Raw genomic sequence first — 19524 nt, forward strand, 5'->3', positions numbered from 1 at the left:
GGGCCGCGCTGCGCCTTACCTGGGCAGCAGCTTGCGAAGTTCCGGCCAGACGTTGTCCAGCAGCTGCGGCTGCGCCACGGCCGTGGGATGGATGCGGTCGGCCTGGAACAGCGAGAGCGGGTCGGGCGCGTCGGCCACGCCCTTGAGCAGGAAGGGCACGAGCGCGGCCTTGGTCGCATTCGCCACCTTGGAGAACACCGCCTCGAAGCGCCGCGTGTAGTCGCCGCCATAGTTCGGTGGCACCTGGATGCCGACGATCAGCACCTTCGCGCCCGCGGCCTGCGCGGCCTTGGTGATCTGCAGCAGGTTGTCTTCGGTGTTCGCGAGCGGCAGGCCACGCAGGGCGTCGTTGGCACCGAGCTCCAGCACCACGTGGCTGGGCTTGTGCTGCGCCAGCAGGGCCGGAAAGCGGGCGCGTCCGCCCGAGCTGGTGTCGCCGCTGATGCTGGCGTTGACCACGGTGGCCGCGATCTTCTGCTGCGCAAGCCTTTTTTCCAGCAAGGGTACCCAGCCCTCGCCGCGCTTCAGACCGTACTCTGCGCTCAGCGAATCGCCCAGCACCAGGATCACCGGCTTGCCGGCACTGGTGGTCTGGGCTTGCGCCGCGGCCGCCCATGTCCCCGCGCTGCCTAGCACGGCGGTGGTCAAGATAAAGTCACGTCGATTCAAAACCAAAGCCTTTCCATGTCCCAACCCCCGTCTGATGCCATTGTCGCCGTCGAGCACGTGTTCAAGTCCGTCACCGATTCGGCCGGCACGCTGGACATTCTGCAGGACATCGATTTCACCCTGGGGGCGCGGGAAACCGCCGCCATCGTCGGCGCCTCGGGCTCCGGCAAGAGCACCCTGCTGTCGATCATCGCGGGGCTCGATACGCCCACGCGCGGCACGGTCAGGCTCTCGGGCGACGACATCTTCGCCATCGACGAGGACGAACGCGCCGCCCTGCGCGCCCAGCGCGTGGGCTTCGTGTTCCAGAGCTTCCAGCTGCTCGGCAACCTGAGCGCGCTCGAAAACGTGATGCTGCCGCTGGAGCTGGCCAACCGCAAGGACGCCCGCAAGGCTGCCACCGAGATGCTCGGCCGCGTCGGCCTCGGCCAGCGCCTCGGCCACTATCCCAAGGTGCTCTCGGGCGGCGAGCAGCAGCGCGTGGCGCTGGCCCGGGCCTTCGTGGTCCAGCCGGCCTTGCTGCTGGCCGACGAGCCCACCGGCAGCCTCGACTTCGCCACCGGCGAGCAGGTGATGAAGCTGATGTTCGACCTCAACCGCGAACTCGGCACGACGCTGGTGCTCGTCACCCACGACCGCGGCATCGCGTCCCGTTGCGAGCGCCGTATCACCATCGAGGCCGGGCGCGTGGTCCTTAATGAAAGAACGCCCGAATCGACCGTCGAGCAAGCCGCCTGAGCTATCGAATAGATAGCAAAACAACAACACGAGGAGAGGTTCATGGACAAGCTTCCACCCGAGGCCCTCGCAGCGCTGGAGCGCGGCAGGCTGATCGACGCCATCAAGATCGTGCGCGACCGCACGGGCCTCGATCTGAAGTCCGCCAAGGAGGCCGTCGAACGCTATGCCAACCGGCAGGAGGGGCCTGCGGACTGGCAGGAGGGCGACTGGGGCCGCGGTGAGCCCGAAGCAGCGGCGGGCGGTATGCAGGGCAACGGCCCCGCCGCGGTGCCGCCTGCCGCGCTCACGGCCCTGGCGCAGGGCAACAAGATCGAGGCCATCCGCCTCACGCGCGAAGCCACCGGCCTGGACCTGGCCGCCGCCAAGCAGCTGGTCGACAGCCACGAGAATCCGGCGGTGGGCAACTTCGGCCATTTGCCGTCGGGCATGCCGAGCCACCCGATGGCCGAGCCCGGCCGGGTACCGAACGGCGGCCGCCAGTGGCTGCCGATCGTCGTCGTCCTGCTGGTCGTGGCCCTGGCCTGGCTGTATTTCGGCGGAAAGGTCTGAGGCGATGATCGTTCCCCAGTTCTGGGCCGAGGGCCGCATCCAGGAGCGCGTGGCGGGCAAGCAGATCACCGTCAAGCGCTACGGCTGGTCCGACGACAGCCCGATCGCCGCACAGGCCCATGCCGACCAGCGCACCCGCGAGGCTTACGACCGCATCGCGAGCGGCGAGAAGCTCGAACGCCGCGAGCGCAAGCTGGCCTACAACGGCGCCGAGGGCGTGCCGATCCGCGAGGAAATCGTCGAGAAGCAGGGCGACAACGTCATCACCCGCAACGGCTACGGCGCGCGCTGCCTCAACACGCCCGACGTGCTGTTCGTCGACATCGATTTCGACGAACCCCTGCGCGGCAGCGTGTTCGGCTTTGCGCTGGCGCCGGCGCTGATTGCGGGCATCGTCGGCGGCTGGACCGCCAAGACCTGGGTGGGCGGGCTGATCGCGGCCCTCGTGGTCTTCGCCGTCGCCTACCGCATCGGTCTGGCCAGGAAGCGCGGGGAGGCCAGCAAGAACCCTGCGCCCGAGAAGCGCGCGGCCGAGCGCATCGGGCGCTTCATACACCAGCATCCCGACTGGCACCTGCGGGTCTACCGCACGCCCGCCGGATTCCGTTTGCTGGCGATGCACGATGTCTTCAGCCCGGCCGACATGGCGGTGGCCGACTGCTTCCAGGCGCTGGGCGTCGACAAGGTCTACGCGCGCATGTGCCGCAACCAGAACTGCTTTCGCGCCCGCCTGAGCGCCAAGCCCTGGCGCATCGGCATCGGCGAGCACATGCGGCCGCAGCCGGGCGTCTGGCCGGTGTCGCCCGAGAAGCTGCCCGCGCGCGACGCCTGGATCGCGCGCTACGAAAAGGCCGCCGAGGGCCATGCCGCCTGCCAGTACCTGGAGAGCGTCGGCAACAGCGAACGGGTGCATCCCAACGCGCTGGCGGTGCAGGCACTGCACGACGAGCGCACGCGTGCTCACAGCGGTCTGCCGATCGCCTGACGGACCAGGCCCCGGGGGTAGGGATAATCAGGGGATGTCTTCCCCCAAAGTGATCTTCGGCTTCCATGCCGTGGGCGTGCGCATCAAGACCGCGCCGAAATCGGTGCTCGAAGTGATGTTCGACGCCAGCCGGCGCGATGCGCGCATGAAACAGTTCATCGCGCGTGCGCAGGAAGCCGGCGTGCGGCTGGTCGAGGCCGATGGCCTGCGGCTGTCCAAGCTCAGCGGCAGCCACGGGCACCAGGGCGTGGCGGCGCGCGTCGAACCCGTCGCCCAGATCCGCTCGCTCGACGAGCTGCTCGAAGGCCTCGAAGAAGCCGGCACCGTGCCGCTGCTGCTGGTGCTCGACGGCGTGACCGACCCGCACAACCTCGGCGCCTGCCTGCGCGTGGCCGACGGTGCCGGCGCCCATGCGGTGATCGCCCCCAAGGACCATGCGGCCGGCATCAACGCCACCGTGGCCAAGGTGGCGAGCGGCGCGGCCGAGACGGTGCCGTACTTCATGGTGACCAACCTCGCGCGTACGCTCAACGAGCTCAAGGAACGCAGCATCTGGTGCGTGGGCACCAGCGACGACGCGCCCGGCACGGTCTACCAGAGCGACCTGAAGCGCCCGCTGGCGCTGGTCCTCGGCGCCGAAGGCGAGGGCATGCGCCAGCTCACCCGCAAGACCTGCGACGAGCTCGTGAGCATCCCGATGGCCGGCGCGGTCGAGAGCCTCAACGTCTCGGTGGCGAGCGGTGTGTGCCTTTACGAGGCGATGCGGCAGCGCAGCGCCTGATCTCCCGCTAGTCCTTCGACAGCGCTCCACCCTTGCGGTGGAAGTACACGAGCTCCGCCATGCGCCGCATCTGCGGCGTGCCGAGCAGATGGTTGAACATCCAGTCGCTCTGGAAGTTGTCGAAGGCCCAGCGCAGCGAGCGCTTCAGCAGAAAGCGCGGATAGCTGCGCACGAACCAGGTGGCCGGGTCGCCCACCTCGCCGCGCACGAAGCGCGCCACCGCCTCGCCCGCGCGCTCGCCATGCTGCAGAGCCGTGTGAATGCCGCCGGCCGTGACCGGCGACACCATGCCGGCCGCATCGCCCACCAGCAGCGCCCGCTCGCGCGCCACCACCGGCAGCACGCCGCCGCAGGGAATCATTCCCGCGCGCACTGCGACCGGCGGCGCATCGCCCGGCGACACCACCGACTCGATCTTGCGCAGCAGCGGGGCGAGCCGGAGCGCATTCGCGTCGTGGTGGCCCATGCGGCGCGCCAGCCCGATCTGGCTCACGCCCACGCCCTCGAGCGCCCAGCCGATGTAGCCGGGCGCCAGTTGGCGGTCGATGAAGCAATGCAGCAGGTCGGGCGCCATGCGCGCGCCCTGGTACTCGTGCTCGACGCCGTAGAGAAAGCGCGTGTTGCGCGAGAGGCCGAGCGCCTTGGCCACGCGCGAGTGCGGGCCGTCGGCACCGACGATGTAGGCGGCCGTGATGCAAGGGCCTTGCGCCACCGGGACTTCCCACCGGCCGTTCATCCACAGCGCCTGCTCGAACAGCGTGCCGAGCCGCACGTCGACGCCGCAGGCCCGCGTGGAATCCACCATCCAGTCGAGCAGCGCGGGCGCATCGGTGGCCCAGAACCAGTAGCCCGGCGCATGCAGGTCGACGTGCCGCATGTTGGGTGCGTAGAGCCGCACGCCTTCGATGCGCCGCACCAGCGCGGGTGGCACTTCCGCCAGCCAGGGCACGCTGTCGACCGCGTCCTTGACGATGATGCCGGTGGTATGGAGCTTGGCGCCGGCGCTGGCTTTCTTCTCGATCACCATCACGCTGAGTCCTGCGAGCGCGGCGGCGCGGGCGCAGGCCAGGCCGGCAAAGCTCGCGCCGACGACGAGCAGGTCCACCTTGACGTTGGCAAGGCCGCCGCCGGTCGCGAAGGCGGGCGCAGGGCAGGGCGCTGCGGATGAAGTGGGGAGTGGGGAAAAGAAGCTGGAAGAAGAGTGCATGGGCAGCTGACTGAGGCAATGCGCACCGCGGTCTGCGGTGCGCATGCGAAGTTAGCTACGCCATGTGCGTGCGGCGTGAAGCCTGTGTGAACTCGCGGTTCAGCGCGTCAGGACGGATCCTTGCTGCGCGTGCGGGCTACCGCGCTGAAGATGCCGATCCCCAGGACGATCAGCGCGCCGATACTGATGTAGAGCGTGGGAACGCCGGCCACCGAGGCACCCCAGGCGAGGCCGGCGAGGAAGATCAGAAAACCGATCATGTAGAGGACGAAAGACATCGGGTTCCTCCGGAAGCTGCGATGCCTTGCAGTATCCCGGCCGGCCCCCTGGCCCGGACCGGCCTGAATCGCCTCTGCGTGTGGGAGCTTGCCTACCGCGCGGCTATTCCGGGCAGGCCACGAGCAGGTAGCGGCAGGCGGTGCGCCCCAATGCCTTGAAGACCAGCGGCCGGTCCACGCCGAAATCGAGGCAGTCCCCGGGCGCCAGTTCGAAGCGCTCGTCGCCGTAGTCGACCCGCAGGGCACCCTCGAGCATCCACAGGCATTGGCGGTAAGGCTTGCCGCTCCATCGCGGATAGCCGACCTGCGCCGAGCGCGGCAGTTCGACCTCGACCAGTTCCACGCCGCTGCCCGTGCTGCGCTCTGCAACCTGGCGGCGCAGGTAGCCCGCTTCAGGGTCGCGCCAGACTTCCTGCGCGGCCCTTGTGCGAAGCCTTTGAGGGCCTTCCTTTTCCTCGGTCAGCAGTTGGGCCAGCGACACGCCGAGCCCGGCGGCCAGCCTTCCCAGCAGCACGGCCGTGGGGCTGCTCTGCGCGCGCTCCACCTTCGAGATCATCGCCTTGCTGACACCCGACAACTCGGCCAGCTCGGCCAGGCTGAGCCCCTTGGCCTGGCGCAGCGCCAGCAAACGGGTGGCAATGAGTGCGTCGATGTTGTCGTCGGATTCGCCCGAGGGAGATGAAGTGTTTCTCATATGAGATTATTATTCTCCTATATTGAACGAGAGAAACACCATGCGTCTCATCGCCTGCACCGAAGAAGCCCATTCCGGCGCCATCCTCGCCATCCTCAACGAAGCCATCGTCACCTCCACCGCGCTGTACGACTACAAGCCGCGCACGCCCGAGAACATGGTGGCCTGGTTCGCCACCAAGCGCGCCAACGGGTTCCCCGTGATCGGTGCGGAGGACGAGAACGGCAAGCTGCTGGGCTTTGCGAGCTACGGCACCTTTCGTGCCTTTCCCGCCTACAAGTACACGGTCGAGCACTCGGTGTATGTCGAGGCCGGCCACCGAGGCGCGGGCCTCGGGCGCACGCTCATGGAGGCGATCGTTGCCGAGGCGATCGCGCGGGACGTGCATGTGATGGTCGGTGCCATCGACGCCGCGAATGCCGGCAGCATCGGGCTGCACGAAAGGCTGGGCTTCGCGCATGCCGGCACGGTGCAGCAGGCCGGGTTCAAGTTCGGCCGCTGGCTCGACGTGGCGTTCTACCAGCGGATTCTGGCGACGCCGCTGAACCCGGTCGACGGTTAGACGCGGCTGCTCAGGCCGCCGTCTCGGCGCTGGCGCGGTCGAGCATGTCGATGGTGCCCGCGTCGAGCTTCAGCTGCGTCGCGACCACCAGCTCCTCGAGCTGCGCGATGGAGGTGGCGCTGGCGATGGGCGCCGTCACGCTCGGCCGTGCGATCTGCCAGGCGATCGCGACCTGGCCCGGCTTGGCGTTGTACTGCTGCGCCACCTTGTCGAGCGCATCGAGGATGCGCAGGCCGCGCGGGTTCAGGTACTTCTTGGTCGTGTTGGCGCCGCGCGCGCTCTTGGACGCATCGGCCTCGGTGCGGTACTTGCCGGTCAGGAAGCCGGCCGCGAGCGCATAGAAATTGATCACGCCGACTTCGCGCTTCAGGCACAGCGGTTCCAGGGCGTCTTCGAACACGGCGCGGTCATACAGGTTGTAGAGCGGTTGCAGGCTCTCGTAGCGCGCAATGCCAAGGCGCTCCGACACGTCCAGCGCTTCGGCCAGCCGCGGCGCGGTGTAGTTCGAGGCGCCGATGGCGCGCACCTTGCCCTCCTTGATCAGCGCATCGAAGGCGCCGAGCGATTCCTCGAGCGGCGTGCCGGCGTCGTCGTCGTGCGACTGGTAGAGGTCGATGTAGTCGGTCTGCAGCCGCTTGAGCGAGGCTTCGACCGCCTCGCGGATGTACTTGGGCGACAGGCCCACCTTGCCTTCGCCCATCGGCTTGCCGACCTTGGTGGCCAGCACCACGCGGTTGCGCTTGCCGCTCTGTTTGAGCCACTTGCCGATGATGGTCTCGGACTCGCCACCGGTATGCCCCGGCACCCAGGCCGAGTAGACGTCGGCGGTGTCGACGAAGTTGAAGCCCGCGTCGAGCCAGGCATCGAGCAGCTTGAAGGAGGCCGCCTCGTCGACGGTCCAGCCGAACACGTTGCCGCCGAAGGCGAGCGGTGAAACCAGGAGGCCGGAGCGGCCGAGCGGGCGAAGTTGCGACATGAGGAGTCTTCCTGAGGAGGATGAGAAGGAGGGGTTAAACGAAGCCCACCGCACCGAGCAGCGCACCGGCCCCAAGCAGCCAGAGCAGGTGGATGCGCGTGCGCCAGACGATAAGTGCGGCCACGCCGGTCAGCAGCCACAGGTGCCAGGCAGGCGCATTGCCAGCATGGTTACCCGCGGCCAGCACCCAGCCGGTGGCGATCAGCAGGCCCACCACCACCGGTGCCATGCCCTGCTTGAAGGCACGCACTTCGCGGCGGGTGCGGTTGCGGTGGCCCCAGCGGGTGGCGAAGTAGGTGAGGGTGGTGCTCGGCACCATGATCCCGACCATGGTGACCATGAGGCCGAAGAAGCCGAGCAGCCAGGCCGTCGGCCCGGCGCCGATGCCGCCGCCCGCGTTGAGCCCGACGTTCCAGCCCATCAGCGCGACGAACAGCACATTGGGCCCGGGCGCGGCCTGGGCGATGGCGACCGAGGAGCTGAATTGCGCATCGGTGAGCCAGCCGTGCTGGGCGACCAGGTAGCGGTGCATGTCGGGCACCGTGGTGATGGCGCCGCTGATCGAGAGCAGCGAGAGCAGCAGGTACTGGCCGAAGAGGGCGAGCCAGTCGTGCCATTGCATGGCGATGGTCATGGCGCGATCTTCCGCCAGGTCCAGACGCAGGCCACGCCGCCCACCACCAGCAGCACCCAGCCCAGCGGAATCTTCAGCCCGGCGATGGCGCCGAACACCAGTGCCACGAACGCCAGGCAGGTCGCAAAGCCCAGCGGATGCCTGCGCAACTGCGGCAGCAGCTTGATCCCGGTGGCGGCGATCAGCCCGCCCGACACGGCGCCCATGCCGCGCAAGGCCCCGGCCACCTGCGGGTTGGTGGCGTAGTGCGCATAGAGAACGGCCAGCGCAAGGATGACGACGAGGGGAATGGTCAGCATGCCCGCCACGGCGGCGAGCGCGCCGCGCAGGCCGAAGTAGCGGTCGCCGATCATCAGGCCGAGGTTGATCACGTTGGGCCCCGGCATCACCTGGGCCACGGCCCAGTCCTCGAGGAACTGCTCGGGCGTGAGCCACTTCTTCTTCTCGACCATCTCGCGCTGGACGATGGCGAGGACGCCGCCGAATCCCTGCAGCGCGAGCCAGGTGAATGAAACAAAAAGGTCGCGTGGCGACCGGGGTTGCGGAGGGTCTGGCGGCGCTGCCGCGCCTGAGGGGGACGGGTGCATGTGGGAGCGATTATCGTAGGCAGACCTGCAACATGCCGGGTATCGGGCCGACATGCCTGCGGGCGATACAACAGGAACATGCCATGCTCATGYAAATCCGCGCGCTTCTCGATCTCTGCAGACGGGCCTTCGCGTCGTGGTCGAACGACTACGCCCCGAGCATGGGGGCGGCGCTGGCCTACTACACGGTGTTCTCCATTGCACCGCTGCTGCTGATCGTGATCGCGGTGGCCGGCCTGGTCTTCGGCCAGGAGGCCGCGCGCGGCGAGATCTTCGCGCAGCTCTCGGGCCTGATGGGCGAGCAGGGCGCCGCGGCGGTGCAGGGCATGCTGCAGGCGGTCAACAAGCCGACCGAAGGCATCGTGGCCACCGTGATCGGCATCGGCCTGCTGGTGGTCGGCGCGACCACCGTCTTCGGCGAACTGCAGGATGCGCTCGACCGCATCTGGCGCGCACCGGCCCGCACGAAGAACAAGGGCCTCTTCAACCTTCTGCGCGTGCGGCTGCTGTCGTTCAGCATGATCATGGGCATCGGCTTCCTGCTGATGGTGTCGCTGGTGGCCAGCGCGGCACTGGCAGCGCTCGGCAAGTGGTGGTCGCCGGTGTTCGGCGCCTGGGAGACGACGGCCCAGGTCGTCAACTTCGTCTTCAGCTTCGCGATGGTGACGGTGGTCTTCGCGATGATCTACAAGATCATGCCGCGTGCCAGGGTGCAATGGCGCGACGTGTGGGTGGGCGCGGCGGTCACGGCGCTGCTCTTCACGGTCGGCAAGCACCTGATCGGCCTGTACATCGGCAAGAGCAGCGTGGCCTCGGGCTACGGCGCCGCGGGCTCGCTGGTGGTGGTGCTGGTGTGGGTGTATTACTCGGCGCAGATCTTCCTGCTCGGCGCCGAGTTCACCTGGGTCTATGCGCGCACCTTCGGGTCGATGAAGGACTCGAAGGATGCGATCGATGCGAATCCCTCGCCGACGCGCGACGTGCCGCTGGCGCACGACGAGCGCTGACGCTATCCGGCGAATCCGCCCTCTTCGAGAAACTTCCGCTCTTCGGCCGTGGAGGTGCGCCCGAGCATCCGGTTGCGGTGCGGGAAGCGGCCGAAGCGGGCAACGATGTCCCGGTGCAGCACGGCAAAGCGCTGCGTGTTGTCGTCGAGCGCCGCATTGAGCGCGACCGAGCGCTCCTGTTCGTCCAGCACTTCCGAGTGCATGAAGGGCAGATAGAAGAACCGGCGCAGTGCCTCATCGACCTGCAGGTCGAACCCTGCGTCGACCGCCTTGTGCGCCACGGCCAGCGCCAGGCCATCGGTGGCGAGCATGTGCGGATTGTTGCGCCAGGCGTTGCGTGGCAACTGGTCGAGCAGCACCAGAAGTGCCAGCGTGCCTTCTGCGTCGTGGGTCCAGTGGTCGAGCTGGCCGCGGGCGGCGGCATGGTGGGCGGCCGAGAAGCGAGAGAGGAATTCGGCGTCGAATGCGTCGTTCTTGGCAAACCAGCGGTCGGGGCCGGCTTCGCGCCAGAAATCGGCCACGTCGCGAGCGGTAGGGAGGGCTTGGGAAGTCATCGCCGCATTCTCTTTCAGCCGGTGGCTGGCAAGCAAAGACGGGGTGGTGGCCGACAAGCCAGGGCCCGGCGCCTGCCTATGCTGTAGACGCTTTCACAACCCAGGAGATAAAGCTCATGACCAAATATGGCACCTTTTTGCGCGCAGCCCTCGTCACCGGGGTGGCCAGTGCCGCGCTGGTCGGCTGCGGGATGATGTCGAAGTCGAACACGGCCAGCTTCAGCGGCGCGATGAACGCGGCCAGCGAGGTCCCGCCCAACATGACGCGCGGCAGCGGCCTGGCCGAAGCCTGGCTCAACCGGGACACCAACGTCCTCAAGTACAAGATCACCTACACCGGCCTGAGCGGTCCGGCCACGGCGGCGCATTTCCACGGCCCTGCCGCGGCGGGTGCGAATGCCGGCGTGGTGCTGCCGTTCGCCAACGCAGCCAGCCCCATCGAAGGCCAGGCCACGCTGACACCCGCGCAAGCTGCCGACCTGGTGGCTGGCAAGTGGTACGCCAACATCCACACGGCGGCCAATCCGGGCGGCGAGATTCGCGGGCAAATGCTTCCCAAGATGTGATCGTCCGCAGGATTTCCCGCGGCGCCTGATGGCGGCATGACAGTGGTCAGGTTGGTGTCGCGGGGCTGGTGTCAAATGACACCATGACAACGAAGAAGCCCCGTGCCGCCGCCCAGACCCTCAACACTTTCGCGGCACGCCGCGAAGACATGCGCGATGCACGCAAGGCCCTCGTCCTCCAGGGCGGGGGCGCGCTCGGTGCCTACCAGGCGGGCGTGTACGCCGCGCTCAGCGAGACCGCGCTGCAGCCGCACTGGATCGCAGGCGTTTCCATCGGCGCCATCAATGCGGCGCTGATCGCCGGCAATGCGCCCGAGCAGCGGGTCGACAGACTGCGCGAGTTCTGGCACCTGGTGTCTTCCGGGCCTGCGCAGCGCCTGCCGTCGTGGCTGGGCGATCGCGCCACGCAGAACCAGTGGAGCGCCACCATGGCCTCGCTGGTCGGCATTCCGGGGTTCTTCGAGCCACGGTATTCGCCGACCCTGCTGATGGGCGGTGCGGCACCGCTGCTGAGTTACTACGACACCTCGCCGCTCAAGGCCACGCTCGAGCGCCTGGTCGATTTCGACCGCATCAACGCCTGCGAGGCGCGCTTCAGCGTGGGGGCCGTCAATGTGCGCACCGGCAACTCGGTGTACTTCGACAACACGCGCCAGCGCATCGGGCCCGAGCACATCATGGCCAGCGGTGCGCTGCCGCCGGGCTTTGCGCCGGTCTCCATCGACGGCGACGACTACTGGGACGGCGGCATCGTCTCGAACACGCCGCTGCAGTACGTGCTCGACATGCACCCGCGCTCCGAGCCGCTGGTGGTGCTGCAGGTCGACCTGTTCAACGCGCGCGGCGACATGCCGCAGACGCTCTCGGGGGTGATGGAGCGGCAGAAGGACATCACCTATTCGAGCCGCACCCGCATGAACACCGATGCGATGGCCGCCAACATGAACCTGCAGCAGGCGATCGCCGACCTGATCTCGAAGCTGCCGCCTCACCTGCGCAAGGACCCGAGCGTGATCGCGGTGCAGGCCGAACTGACGCACCAGCCCATCGACATCTTTCACCTGATCTACCGCGACAAGCCCTACGAGCTCGAGTCGAAGGACTACGAGTTCTCGCGCGCCGCGGTCGAGGAGCATTGGGAGTCGGGCGCACGCGACATGCGCAAGACGCTGGCGCATCCCGAAACCCTGCGCAGCGATGCGACCGTGAACGGCGTGACCACCTTCGACCTCGGCGAGCATGGCTTGGGGCGCGTCAAGCGGCCGGGCCTGTCGCGCTGAAGGAGAGGATTCAGGTTCGACTAAGAAACCAGCGCCAGACTGGACCGGCCACTTCAACAGGAGGAAATGTTCGTGAACATCGAAGATGTACGGCGGCAGGCTTTCGCCATGCCGCTCACCAGCCCTGCCTTTCCGCCCGGACCGTACCGGTTCGTGCGCCGCGAGTTCCTCATCGTCACCTACCGCACGGACATGGACGCACTGCGCGCCGTGGTGCCCGAGCCGCTCGAAGTGGCCGAGCCGCTGGTCAAGTACGAATTCATCCGCATGCCCGACTCCACAGGCTTCGGCGACTACACGGAATCGGGCCAGGTCATTCCGGTGCAACTGCGCACCGCCAGGGGCGTGGAGCAGGGCGCCTACGTGCATGCGATGTACCTCGACGACCATCCGCCAATTGCCGGCGGCCGCGAGCTCTGGGGCTTTCCGAAGAAGCTCGCCTCGCCGGTGCTGTCCTACGAAACCGACGTGATCGTCGGCACGCTCGACTACGGCAAGGTGCGGGTGGCCAAGGCCACCATGGGCTTCAAGCACCGCGCGCTCGATCCCGCGCCGATCCTTGCGGGCATCGCACAGCCGAACTTCCTGCTCAAGATCATTCCGCACGTCGACGGCACGGCCCGCATCTGCGAGCTGGTGCGCTATCACATGGTCGATGTCACACTGCATGGCGCATGGACCGCGCCGGCTTCGCTCGAACTGCATCCGCATGCGCTGGCGCCGGTGGCCGACCTGCCGGTGCGCAAGGTCGAATCGGCCGTGCACTACATCGCCGACATGACGCTCGCGCTGGGCACAGTCGAGCACGACTACCTCGCCTGATTCTTGCTGTCTTCCCTTCATTCCAACCCTCAAGGAACATTCACCATGCAACTCAAGGACAAGGTCGCCTACATCACCGGCTCGGCCAGCGGCATCGGCAAGGAAATTGCCATCCTCTTTGCGCAGGAAGGCGCCAAGATCATCATCGCCGACCTCAACAAGGAGGCGGCCGATGCCACGGCCGCCGAGCTCAAGGCCACGGGCGCGCAGGCCATCGGCGTGGGCGTGGACGTGACCAACGAAGACCAGGTCAACGCCTCGGTCGAAGAAGGCGCCGCGGCCTTCGGCGGCATCGACATCCTGATCAGCAACGCGGGCATCCAGATCGTGCACCCCGTCGAGGAGTTCAGCTTTGCCGACTGGAAGAAGATGCTCGCGATCCATCTCGATGGCGCCTTCCTCACCACCAAGGCCTGCCTGAAGCACATGTACGCGCAGGGCCGTGGCGGCAGCGTGATCTACATGGGCTCGGTGCACTCGAAGGAAGCTTCGCTGCTGAAGGCGCCTTATGTCACCGCCAAGCACGGCCTCATCGGCCTCGCCAAGACGGTCGCGAAGGAAGGCGCCAAGCACGGCGTGCGCGCCAACGTGATCTGCCCGGGTTTCGTGCGCACACCGCTGGTCGAGAAGCAGATTCCCGAGCAGGCCAGGACGCTGGGCATCAGCGAGCAGGAAGTCATCAAGAACGTGATGCTCAAGGAAACGGTCGATGGCGAATTCACCACCACCGAAGACGTGGCGCGCGTGGCGCTGCTGTTTGCGGGCTTCCCGACCAACGCACTCACCGGTCAGTCGCTCGTCGTGAGCCACGGCTGGTTCATGCAGTAGCTGCTACAGCTTCAATTCCCAGGTCTCGCCCACGAGCTGCTGGCCATAGCTCACGTGCGGCTCCGACTTGGTGAGCTGGAAGCCGCGCTTGGCATAGATGCCGCGTGCGGCCAGCAGGCAGCTGTTGGTCCACAGCACCATCTTCCTGTAGCCCTTGCGGCGCGCGAAGGCGATGCATTCGTCGACCAGCCGGCCGCCCAGGCCCAGCCCGCGCGCGGCCGGTGCCAGGATCAGCAGGCGCAGCTGCGCCACGCTCGCCGATTTGCGCACCACGAAGATCGCGCCCACGCGCTCGCCGTTCAGCTCGGCGATCCAGCAGCGCTCCCATTCGGGCTGGAACTTGAGCAGGAACTCCCCCGCGATGCCTGCCACCAGCGCCTCGAAGCTGCTGTTCCAGCCGTATTCGCGCGCATAGATCTCGCCGTGCTGTTGCACCACCCAACCGATGTCGCCGGGCGCCGGATCGCGCAGGATCACGGCCTGGGGCCTGGCGGGGGCGGCTGCAGGGTCGAGCAGCGACTGCATCGTGCCCATCGCCTGAACCAGCTGCTGCCGCTGGGCCGGGGCGAGCGACGAGAGCAGTGCGGCCGCTTCGTCGCGTGACTTCTGTTGCAGGGGCGCGAATGCGGCATGGCCGGCTTCGGTCAGGCGCAGCACGCTCTGGCGGGCGTCGCGCGGGTGCGGCGCACGCGTGAGCCAGCCTTCGGTCTCGAAGCGGCGCAGGATGCGGCTCATGTAGCCCGCGTCGAGCCCGAGGTCGCGGCCGATCTCGCTCGCAACGGCTGTTTCGCGGTGCGCCAGTTCGTACAGCACGCGCACATCGGTCAGCGACATCTCGCTGCCAAGGTAGGGATCGAGGGCGCCGATCCGGCGCGTGTAGAAGCGGTTGAACTGCCGGATCGCCTTGACGGCGCTGGCATCGACGGTGGGCGAGGGCGTGGACATGATTGCCATTGTCATTCAATTGGTTGACTTTGGCAACCAAATGAGACCTTGGAGGCGCCCGGTCACTGGATGTTTGCCGCGACAGGGATGCTGGAAAACCCTAAAATCGAGGGTTGCCCACAACAGCGTCGCCACGGCGCTGTCCACACCCACCGATGAACGCTCCCGTCGACGTCTCCTTTTTTGCGCGTGCCGCCAAGCCGCTGACCAGCTACCGCAAGTACTGGGCGGCCCGCTTCGGCACGGCCAAGTTCCTGCCGACCACGCGCAAGGAAATGGAAGCGCTCGGCTGGGACAGCTGCGACATCATCGTGGTGACGGGCGATGCCTATGTCGATCACCCCAGCTTCGGCATGTCGGTGATCGGCCGCATGCTGGAGGCGCAGGGCTTCCGCGTGGGCATCATTGCCCAGCCCGACTGGCAGAGCGCCGAGCCTTTCAAGGCGCTCGGCAGGCCGAACCTGTTCTTCGGCGTGACCGCCGGCAACATGGATTCGATGATCAACCGCTACACGGCGGACCGGAAGATCCGCAGCGACGACGCCTACACGCCCGGCGACGTCGGCGGCTCGCGGCCCGACCGCGCGGCCATCGTCTATTCGCAGCGCTGCAAGGAAGCCTGGAACGACGTGCCGATCATCCTCGGCGGCATCGAGGGGTCGCTGCGCCGCATCGCCCACTACGACTACTGGTCGGACAAGGTACGCCGCTCCATCGTCGTCGATTCGAAGTGCGACCTGCTGCTCTACGGCAACGCCGAGCGCGCCATCGTCGAGATCGCGCACCGCCTGGCCGCGAAGGAGCCGGTGCAGCAGATCACCGACGTGCGCGGCACCGCCTATGTGCGGCGCGAAACGCCCGAGGGCTGGTTCGAAATCAACTCCACCAGCGTGGACGAACCGGGCCGCGTCGAGGCGCACGTCAATCCGTACCTGATGGTGTCGGACCAGGCCAAGGCCAACGGCGCCACCTGCGCGAAGGAAGACGAAGCACAGGCCGTGGCGCAGGCTGCGGAAGCGGCCGGCTCCGCGGCGGTCAATCCGGCGATCAAGCCGCTGACCTTCATGCCCAACCCGGCACTGGCGTCGCGCACGAGGATCAAGGTTCCGCCGCGCGACCGCTCGGTGATCCGCCTGCCTTCCTACGAGCAGGTGCGCAGCGACCCGGTGCTCTACGCGCACGCCAACCGCGTGCTGCACCTCGAGACCAACCCCGGCAACGCCCGCGCACTCGTGCAGGCGCACGGGGAGGGCACCACGGCGCGCGACGTGTGGATCAACCCGCCGCCCGTCCCGCTCACCACGGCCGAGATGGACCACGTGTTCGACCTGCCGTATGCGCGCAGCCCGCACCCGCGCTACGCCGACGAGAACGGCAGCCACGACGGCGCGACCAAGATCCCCGCGTGGGAAATGATCCGCTTCAGCGTGAACATCATGCGCGGCTGCTTCGGCGGCTGCACCTTCTGCTCGATCACCGAGCATGAAGGCCGCATCATCCAGAGCCGCTCGGAAGAATCGATCATCAAGGAGGTCGAGGCCATCCGCGATTCGGTGAGCGGTTTCACCGGCACCATCTCCGACCTCGGCGGCCCGACGGCCAACATGTACCGACTGGGATGCAAGAGCCCCGAGATCGAGTCGGCGTGCCGCAAGCCCAGCTGCGTGTACCCCGGCATCTGTCCGAACCTGGGCACCAACCACGATCCGCTCATCAAGATCTACCGTCGCGCACGTGCATTGAAGGGCATCAAGAAGATCCTGATCGGTTCCGGCCTGCGCTATGACCTGGCCGTGCAGTCGCCCGAGTACGTGAAGGAGCTGGTGCAGCACCACGTCGGCGGCTATCTCAAGATCGCGCCCGAGCACACCGAGCAGGGCCCGCTCACGAAGATGATGAAGCCCGGCATCGGCAGCTACGACAAGTTCAAGCAGATGTTCGAGAAGTTCTCGGCCGAGGCGGGCAAGAAGCAATACCTCATTCCGTACTTCATCGCCGCGCACCCGGGCACCAGCGACGAGGACATGATGAACCTCGCGATCTGGCTCAAGAAGAACGGCTTCCGCGCCGACCAGGTGCAAACGTTCTACCCGTCGCCCATGGCCACCGCGACGACGATGTACCACACCAACAAGAACCCGCTGCGCAAGATCACGCGCGAGAGCGAGACGGTGGACATCGTGCGCGGCGACAAGCGCCGCCGCCTGCACAAGGCCTTCCTGCGCTACCACGATGCCAACAACTGGCCGCTGCTGCGCGAAGCGCTCAAGAGCATGGGCCGCGCCGACCTGATCGGCAACGGCAAGCACCACCTGATCCCGACGTGGCAGCCGTTGACCGATGGCGGCTACACGAGCGCACGGCGCAAGAACTCGACCTCCGCGCCGGCTGCCGCCAAGGCTGCGGCACCGGTTCGCCTGGCACCGGTGAAGCCCTCGAAGGGTCGCATGCTCACGCAGCACACCGGCCTGCCTCCGCGCGACAACGGCAGCGGTGGCGGCAAGCCGGTCAACAAGCCTTCGCGCAAGGTTCGCTGATCGCTGGCGCGCAGCGGGCAACCGCTACGCGTACTGCATCTCGCCGTTTCCGAAAGACCAGTTCTCCTTCATCACCTCGATGAGGTTGATGAATACATCCTCGCGCCGGATGCCCAGCTTCTCGTGCAGGTCGTCGGCCACGCGCTTGTAGAACGCCTTCTTCATCTCGATCGTGCGCCCCTGGTTCAGCGTGACCTGGATCAGCACGAAGCCCGGCGAGTACGCAATGTCCAGATAGCTTTGCGGATGCACCAGGTCTTGCGCGGCATGCCGCGTGATCACCTGGAACTTGTCGTCCTTCGGCACGTTGATGGTCTCGGTCATGGCTTGGTAGATCAGGTCGCCGATGACGGGGCCGAGCGTTTCCGGTGACGCATCGGACAGTTCGATTCGAACGAGTGGCATGGTCGATTTCTCGCGAGCAACAAAGGGAAATTTCAGTCTGGCACAACACGCATCGGGTGTCAGAGCGCGGGCGAAATGCCCCGCAGCCAGAAGACCCAGGCCAGCACCGCCGCGCAATGAAGAACGACCGTGGTGCGATACACGAGCAGGAAGCTGCGCTTGCTCGACTTGTGGCGCAGCAGCCTTTGCGCGGCCCACGCGCCCGGCCAGCCGCCCGCCAGCGCGAACAGGTGCAGGGTGTTTTCCTTCGTGCGCCAGCGGCCGGTGCGGGCGGCGTGCTTGTCGAGCGCATAGGCCGCGAAGGCCAGCAGGCTCAACCCCGCGACGACTGCGAACACCAGTGGCGGCAGGCGACCGAGCCAGACGGCTGCGCCGAGCAATACCCCATAGGCCCCGATGAAAAGCAGGCCCCACGAGGCCGGTGATTCGGATGTGCCCGCGCCACCACCGCGCGGATTCGTGCGCGGCGCAGGGCGGCGATGACCGTTGGCCGGTGCGCGACTCGGCTGAGGTCGCGAGGCACCAGCCGAGGCAACTGCCTGCACGGCCACGGCGCGCGGTCCCTTGCCGCCGACATGGATCTCTTCGAAGCTCAGTTCCATGCCCACCTGCGGCTTCACCTGCCGGTCATTGAAGTCACGCAGATGCACGAACACGTCGGCCGACACGCCGGGACTGCGGATGAAGCCGAAGCCGCGCTCGGCCTCCCAGCGTACGAGTCGACCTTGGCGTTTCATGATGGCGAGCGAGCAGGAAGAGGGCGCATGGGCGGCGATTCTCTCTTGCCGCCGGCAGGCGCCGCTTCTATCATCGGCCGCTCATGCATCTGCACCACTCTCCCCCTCCGTCGACCCGCAGCTGACGCGCGCCTCGTGCCGCGCTCAGACCCGCAAGTGGTCGCCGCCTTCCGCCTTCTTCGCGAGGCTGGACGACGGCCGGATGGTCATGCCCGCCCTCGACAGAAAAGCGCGGCGGGCGTCATGGAGAACTTTCAACAATGAACGCAAGAATGACTGCCGCCCTGGCCTGGGGCGGCGTGCTGCTGGCCGGTACGCTGTGGGGTGGCGGCGCGCTGGTGGCGCAATTTCTCATCGATGGCGGCATGGCGCCGCAGAGCCTCTCGCTGGCGCGCTTCGCGCTCGGCGTGCCGCTGCTGTGGTGGCTGCACTGGCGTGTGCAGCGCAGGCGGCCATCGCCTGACGCGCGTTGGAGCGACCTGTCTCGAAGGGAGCAGTTCCAGGTGGTCGGCACCGGCGCCGCGATGGCGCTGAACGTGAGCTGCTGGTTCGCGGGCATCGCGCATCTGGGGGCCGCGTTGCCGACGGTGATTTCGATCTGCTGCGCGCCGGTGATCGTCGCACTCGTGTCGGTGATGTGCGGCTATGAACGCTTCGGCCTGCGCCTGCTTGCCGGACTCGGATTGGCGCTCGCGGGCGTGGCGCTGCTGGTGATGCCCGCCGGCGGCTGGGGGCCACTGCCTGCGGGGCATGTCGCGGGGCTGGCGTGGTCGTTCGGCTCGGCCTTCTGCTATGCGCTGGTGGTGCTCGGCAACGCGCGCATGCCTGTGCGCGTGCCGGCCGTCACTGCGTCCGCATGGGGCATGAGCGTCGCGGCGCTGTGCATGCTCGCGGTCGCGTGGCCAACGGGCATCACCTGGCCGAGCGGCACCGCTCAATGGTTGGGCGCGGGCTACACCGGCGTGGTGACCACCTCGGTGGCTTACCTGGCCTTTGCCTGGGGCGCGAGGCGCCTTTCGCCCACGGCGGCGGTGGTCGGCACGCTGATCGAGCCGTTGGTGGCGGCCTTGCTCGCAGCGCTGCTGCTGGCTCAGCCGATGGCACTGCGCCAGTGGGCGGGCGCGGTGCTGCTGGCCGGTGCCATGCTGCTGCTCATGCGGCGAGCGCCGTCATGAGCATG

General features: G+C 67.4%; 23 protein-coding genes. 12 read left to right on the forward strand and 11 right to left on the reverse strand.

Going from position 1 to position 19524, the window contains the following annotated elements; translation table 11 throughout:
- Positions 1–15 precede the first annotated feature (15 nt).
- Positions 16–648 carry an arylesterase gene (locus AC1DXX_RS00440; RefSeq protein ID WP_478132187.1) on the reverse strand — a complete coding sequence of 211 codons (633 nt, stop codon included), beginning with the start codon at positions 646–648 and terminating at the stop codon, positions 16–18.
- A gap of 36 nt (positions 649–684) precedes the next feature.
- Here AC1DXX_RS00440 and AC1DXX_RS00445 point away from each other — a divergent pair, with 36 nt between their 5' ends.
- From AC1DXX_RS00445 to rlmB, 4 genes are read left to right on the forward strand one after another with little or no spacing between them, the layout of a single operon-like run.
- Positions 685–1407, forward strand: coding sequence for an ABC transporter ATP-binding protein (locus AC1DXX_RS00445; protein WP_478132188.1), 723 nt, complete (start codon positions 685–687; stop codon positions 1405–1407).
- A gap of 42 nt (positions 1408–1449) precedes the next feature.
- On the forward strand, positions 1450–1959 hold the full coding sequence (locus AC1DXX_RS00450; RefSeq protein WP_478132189.1) for a hypothetical protein: 510 nt from the start codon (positions 1450–1452) through the stop codon (positions 1957–1959).
- 4 nt (positions 1960–1963) lie between these two features.
- Entirely contained in the window at positions 1964–2944 is a 981-nt protein-coding gene (locus tag AC1DXX_RS00455; protein ID WP_478132190.1) for a hypothetical protein, read from the forward strand.
- Between the two features lie 34 nt (positions 2945–2978).
- Positions 2979–3725: a 23S rRNA (guanosine(2251)-2'-O)-methyltransferase RlmB gene (gene rlmB / locus AC1DXX_RS00460; RefSeq protein ID WP_478132191.1), complete on the forward strand. Its 747-nt coding sequence runs from the start codon at positions 2979–2981 to the stop codon at positions 3723–3725.
- Between the two features lie 7 nt (positions 3726–3732).
- Here rlmB and AC1DXX_RS00465 read toward each other — a convergent pair whose 3' ends face one another.
- From AC1DXX_RS00465 to AC1DXX_RS00475, 3 genes are all read right to left on the reverse strand, one after another.
- Entirely contained in the window at positions 3733–4932 is a 1200-nt protein-coding gene (locus tag AC1DXX_RS00465) for an NAD(P)/FAD-dependent oxidoreductase (protein WP_478132192.1), read from the reverse strand.
- A 107-nt stretch (positions 4933–5039) separates the two neighbouring features.
- Positions 5040–5210: a hypothetical protein gene (locus tag AC1DXX_RS00470; protein WP_478132193.1), complete on the reverse strand. Its 171-nt coding sequence runs from the start codon at positions 5208–5210 to the stop codon at positions 5040–5042.
- A 103-nt stretch (positions 5211–5313) separates the two neighbouring features.
- Positions 5314–5904: a helix-turn-helix domain-containing protein gene (locus AC1DXX_RS00475; protein ID WP_478132194.1), complete on the reverse strand. Its 591-nt coding sequence runs from the start codon at positions 5902–5904 to the stop codon at positions 5314–5316.
- Between the two features lie 40 nt (positions 5905–5944).
- Here AC1DXX_RS00475 and AC1DXX_RS00480 point away from each other — a divergent pair, with 40 nt between their 5' ends.
- Complete coding sequence (locus tag AC1DXX_RS00480; RefSeq protein WP_478132195.1) at positions 5945–6466, forward strand: N-acetyltransferase family protein; 522 nt, start codon at positions 5945–5947, stop codon at positions 6464–6466.
- A 10-nt stretch (positions 6467–6476) separates the two neighbouring features.
- Here AC1DXX_RS00480 and AC1DXX_RS00485 read toward each other — a convergent pair whose 3' ends face one another.
- The 3 genes from AC1DXX_RS00485 to AC1DXX_RS00495 are packed head-to-tail and all read right to left on the reverse strand — an operon-like array spanning position 6477 to position 8663.
- Positions 6477–7442, reverse strand: a complete 966-nt coding sequence (locus AC1DXX_RS00485) for an aldo/keto reductase (protein ID WP_478132196.1) — start codon at positions 7440–7442, stop codon at positions 6477–6479.
- Positions 7443–7476: 34 nt separating this feature from the next.
- Positions 7477–8076 (reverse strand): chromate transporter, encoded by a 600-nt coding sequence (locus AC1DXX_RS00490; RefSeq protein WP_478132197.1) that lies wholly within the window; start codon positions 8074–8076, stop codon positions 7477–7479.
- Positions 8073–8663, reverse strand: a complete 591-nt coding sequence (locus AC1DXX_RS00495) for a chromate transporter (RefSeq protein ID WP_478132198.1) — start codon at positions 8661–8663, stop codon at positions 8073–8075. Before AC1DXX_RS00495 ends, AC1DXX_RS00490 begins: the two co-directional genes overlap by 4 nt.
- 83 nt (positions 8664–8746) lie before the next feature.
- Between AC1DXX_RS00495 and AC1DXX_RS00500 the strand changes: the two genes are divergently transcribed.
- On the forward strand, positions 8747–9670 hold the full coding sequence (locus AC1DXX_RS00500; RefSeq protein WP_478132199.1) for a YihY/virulence factor BrkB family protein: 924 nt from the start codon (positions 8747–8749) through the stop codon (positions 9668–9670).
- Positions 9671–9672: 2 nt separating this feature from the next.
- Here AC1DXX_RS00500 and AC1DXX_RS00505 read toward each other — a convergent pair whose 3' ends face one another.
- On the reverse strand, positions 9673–10224 hold the full coding sequence (locus AC1DXX_RS00505) for a DUF924 family protein (protein ID WP_478132200.1): 552 nt from the start codon (positions 10222–10224) through the stop codon (positions 9673–9675).
- A 116-nt stretch (positions 10225–10340) separates the two neighbouring features.
- On the opposite strand from AC1DXX_RS00505, the gene AC1DXX_RS00510 reads away from it, so the two are divergent.
- The 4 genes from AC1DXX_RS00510 (at position 10341) to AC1DXX_RS00525 (ending at position 13720) form a co-directional block, all read left to right on the forward strand.
- Positions 10341–10790, forward strand: a complete 450-nt coding sequence (locus AC1DXX_RS00510) for a CHRD domain-containing protein (protein WP_478132201.1) — start codon at positions 10341–10343, stop codon at positions 10788–10790.
- An 83-nt stretch (positions 10791–10873) separates the two neighbouring features.
- Entirely contained in the window at positions 10874–12070 is a 1197-nt protein-coding gene (locus AC1DXX_RS00515) for a patatin-like phospholipase family protein (RefSeq protein ID WP_478132202.1), read from the forward strand.
- A gap of 72 nt (positions 12071–12142) precedes the next feature.
- Positions 12143–12892: an acetoacetate decarboxylase gene (locus AC1DXX_RS00520; protein ID WP_478132203.1), complete on the forward strand. Its 750-nt coding sequence runs from the start codon at positions 12143–12145 to the stop codon at positions 12890–12892.
- A 45-nt stretch (positions 12893–12937) separates the two neighbouring features.
- Entirely contained in the window at positions 12938–13720 is a 783-nt protein-coding gene (locus tag AC1DXX_RS00525; protein ID WP_413313050.1) for a 3-hydroxybutyrate dehydrogenase, read from the forward strand.
- A gap of 3 nt (positions 13721–13723) precedes the next feature.
- Here the strand turns inward: AC1DXX_RS00525 and AC1DXX_RS00530 are convergent, their stop codons facing one another.
- Entirely contained in the window at positions 13724–14674 is a 951-nt protein-coding gene (locus AC1DXX_RS00530) for a bifunctional helix-turn-helix transcriptional regulator/GNAT family N-acetyltransferase (protein ID WP_478132204.1), read from the reverse strand.
- 146 nt (positions 14675–14820) lie between these two features.
- On the opposite strand from AC1DXX_RS00530, the gene AC1DXX_RS00535 reads away from it, so the two are divergent.
- The gene (locus AC1DXX_RS00535) at positions 14821–17202 is read left to right on the forward strand and encodes a YgiQ family radical SAM protein (protein ID WP_478132205.1); all 2382 of its coding nucleotides are present in this window, start codon (positions 14821–14823) and stop codon (positions 17200–17202) included.
- Between the two features lie 24 nt (positions 17203–17226).
- On the opposite strand, the gene AC1DXX_RS00540 is transcribed toward AC1DXX_RS00535, so the two are convergent.
- Together AC1DXX_RS00540 and AC1DXX_RS00545 are read right to left on the reverse strand one after the other, a co-directional pair.
- Entirely contained in the window at positions 17227–17607 is a 381-nt protein-coding gene (locus AC1DXX_RS00540) for a tautomerase family protein (protein ID WP_478132206.1), read from the reverse strand.
- Between the two features lie 59 nt (positions 17608–17666).
- Entirely contained in the window at positions 17667–18344 is a 678-nt protein-coding gene (locus AC1DXX_RS00545) for a DUF1294 domain-containing protein (RefSeq protein WP_478132207.1), read from the reverse strand.
- 272 nt (positions 18345–18616) lie between these two features.
- Here AC1DXX_RS00545 and AC1DXX_RS00550 point away from each other — a divergent pair, with 272 nt between their 5' ends.
- Positions 18617–19519 carry a DMT family transporter gene (locus tag AC1DXX_RS00550; RefSeq protein WP_478132208.1) on the forward strand — a complete coding sequence of 301 codons (903 nt, stop codon included), beginning with the start codon at positions 18617–18619 and terminating at the stop codon, positions 19517–19519.
- Positions 19520–19524: the final 5 nt, after the last annotated feature.

Source organism: Variovorax sp. P4_B10, assembly GCF_056402375.1.